The sequence below is a fragment of the Limimonas halophila genome, from assembly GCF_900100655.1.
Classification (GTDB): domain Bacteria; phylum Pseudomonadota; class Alphaproteobacteria; order Kiloniellales; family Rhodovibrionaceae; genus Limimonas; species Limimonas halophila.
The window spans coordinates 35,001-37,680 of record NZ_FNCE01000015.1 but is presented as its reverse complement, the minus strand read 5'-3'; the positions used below and the strand labels follow the sequence as shown (position 1 = coordinate 37,680).

Here is a 2,680-nt window from a genome sequence, read left to right as displayed (position 1 = left end):
CAAACGCACCAAGCCCTTAGCCAGGGGGCTAAGGGCTTGGTGGCGATGGTTGCGGGGGTGGGATTTGAACCCACGACCTTCAGGTTATGAGCCTGACGAGCTACCTGGCTGCTCCACCCCGCGGCAGGGATGGTGGGGTGGATCGGGACGGAGGTGGATATGGCGGGCGTGGCGTGCGCTTACAAGACCTGGCGGCGACCTACTCTCCCACGTCCTTGCAACGCAGTACCATTGGCGCAGGCGGGTTTCACGGCCGAGTTCGGGATGGTGTCGGGTGGTTCACCGCCGCTATGGCCGCCAGGTCGTGCAAGCGCACGCGCCGCCCGTTGGGGCGCGCGGTGTGGTGATGAGGGTGTGAGGCGATGTGTCGAGGGGTGGGGTTTGCCGCTGTGCGCGGCGTGTCTCAGGCAGGTAGCCTGAGGCGATAGGCGGATCAAGCCGATCGAGCGATTAGGACCGGTTGGCTTCACACATTGCTGCGCTTCCACCTCCGGCCTATCGACGTGGTGGTCTACCACGGCTCTTCTGGCGAGACCTGGTTTTGAGGAGAGTTTCCCGCTTAGATGCATTCAGCGGTTATCTCGTCCGCAGGTAGCTACCCGGCTATGCCGCTGGCGCGACAACCGGTCCACCAGAGCTGCGTCCATCCCGGTCCTCTCGTACTAGGGACAGGTCCTCTCAAGTCTCGAACACCCGCGGCAGATAGGGACCGAACTGTCTCACGACGTTCTAAACCCAGCTCACGTACCGCTTTAATCGGCGAACAGCCGAACCCTTGGGACCCGCTTCAGCCCCAGGATGCGATGAGCCGACATCGAGGTGCCAAACCTCCCCGTCGATGTGGACTCTTGGGGGAGATAAGCCTGTTATCCCCGGGGTACCTTTTATCCGTTGAGCGATGGCCCTTCCACGCGGGACCACCGGATCACTATGACCGACTTTCGTCTCTGCTCGGCCCGTCGGCCTCGCAGTCAGGCGGGCTTATGCCATTGCACGCACCAGCTGATTTCCGACCAGCCTGAGCCCACCTTCGCGCGCCTCCGTTACCGTTTGGGAGGCGACCGCCCCAGTCAAACTACCCGCCATGCAGTGTCCCGGACCCGGCTCACGGGCCTCGGTTAGGCACTAGAACCGACAAGGGTGGTATTTCAAGGTCGGCTCCACGAACGCTGGCGCGTCCGTTTCCAAGCCTCCCACCTATCCTACACATGCCGGCTCTAGTGCCACTGCAAAGCTGTAGTAAAGGTCCACGGGGTCTTTCCGTCTGACCGCGGGTACTCCGCATCTTCACGGAGAATTCAATTTCGCTGAGTCGGCGCTGGAGACAGTGGGGCAGTCGTTACGCCATTCGTGCAGGTCGGAACTTACCCGACAAGGAATTTCGCTACCTTAGGACCGTTATAGTTACGGCCGCCGTTTACCGGGGCTTCGGTTCGGGGCTTGCACCCCTCCCCTTAACCTTCCGGCACCGGGCAGGCGTCAGACCCTATACGTCGCCTTGCGGCTTCGCAGAGTCCTGTGTTTTTAGTAAACAGTCGCCGCCCCCTGGTCTGTGCCCCCGACCGCCGGTTGCCCGACAGCCGGGCTCCCTTCTCGCGAACTTACGGGAGCAATTTGCCGAATTCCTTCAGCGCCGTTCTCTCAAGCGCCTCGGTATACTCAACCAGCCCACCAGTGTCGGTTTCGGGTACGGTCTGTGTGTGGGGGCTATTTCCAGGAACCCTCCAGCCGCCGGGACAATCCGGTAAGCCCCGACGACACTTCGGATTCGTCACCACCCACAGGCCCAGGACTATTAACCTGGTTCCCATCGGCTACGGCTTTCGCCCTCGCCTTAGGGGCCGGCTCACCCTGCGCGGATTAGCCTTGCGCAGGAACCCTTGGGCTTTCGGCGAAGGTGTTTCTCACACCTTTTAACGCTACTCATGTCAGCATTCGCACTTCCGATACCTCCAGGGCCCCTCACGGGTGCCCCTTCGCAGGCCTACGGAACGCTCCGCTACCACGCACATTGTGCGTCCGTGGCTTCGGTGGACAGCTTGAGCCCCGTTACATATTTCGGCGCAGGACAGCTTATTTAGGCCAGTGAGCTGTTACGCTTTCTTTAAAGGATGGCTGCTTCTAAGCCAACCTCCTGGCTGTCTTGGCCGTCCCACATCCTTTCCCACTTAGCTGCCACTTTGGGACCTTAGCCGACGGTCTGGGCTGTTTCCCTCTCGTCCACGGACCTTAGCACCCATGGACTGTCTGCCGCGCTGCACTCGCCGGTATTCGCAGTTTGGTTAGGTTTGGTACCCCTCGCGGGGCCCTAGCCCATCCAGTGCTCTACCCCCGGCGGTGACCACGCGACGCCCTACCAAAATAGGTTTCGCGGAGAACCAGCTATCTCCGGGTTTGATTGGCCTTTCACCCCTAACCACAGATCATCCGCCGATTTTGCAACATCGGTCGGTTCGGCCCTCCAGTGGGTGTCACCCCACCTTCAGCCTGTCCATGGCTAGATCACCCGGTTTCGGGTCTGGTGCCGCGAACTCGACGCCCTGTTAAGACTCGCTTTCGCTTCGCCTCCACCTAACGGCTTAAGCTTGCTCGCGACACCAACTCGCTGACCCATTATGCAAGAGGTACGCAGTCACACCACCGCAGTGGTGCTCCCACTGATTGTAGGCACCCGGTTTCA

Annotated in this window: 1 tRNA gene and 2 rRNA genes (1 of these 3 running past the window's edge); all 3 read right to left on the bottom strand. The window is 60.9% G+C overall.

The features are described 5' to 3' along the window. Window positions 1–46: 46 nt before the first annotated feature. Window positions 47–123: transfer RNA gene (locus BLQ43_RS13310), tRNA-Met, on the bottom strand. Window positions 124–186: 63 nt separating this feature from the next. Next, window positions 187–302, bottom strand: a 5S ribosomal RNA gene (gene rrf / locus BLQ43_RS13305). A 127-nt stretch (window positions 303–429) separates the two neighbouring features. After that, window positions 430–2,680, bottom strand: a 23S ribosomal RNA gene (locus BLQ43_RS13300); it runs 497 nt beyond the window's last position.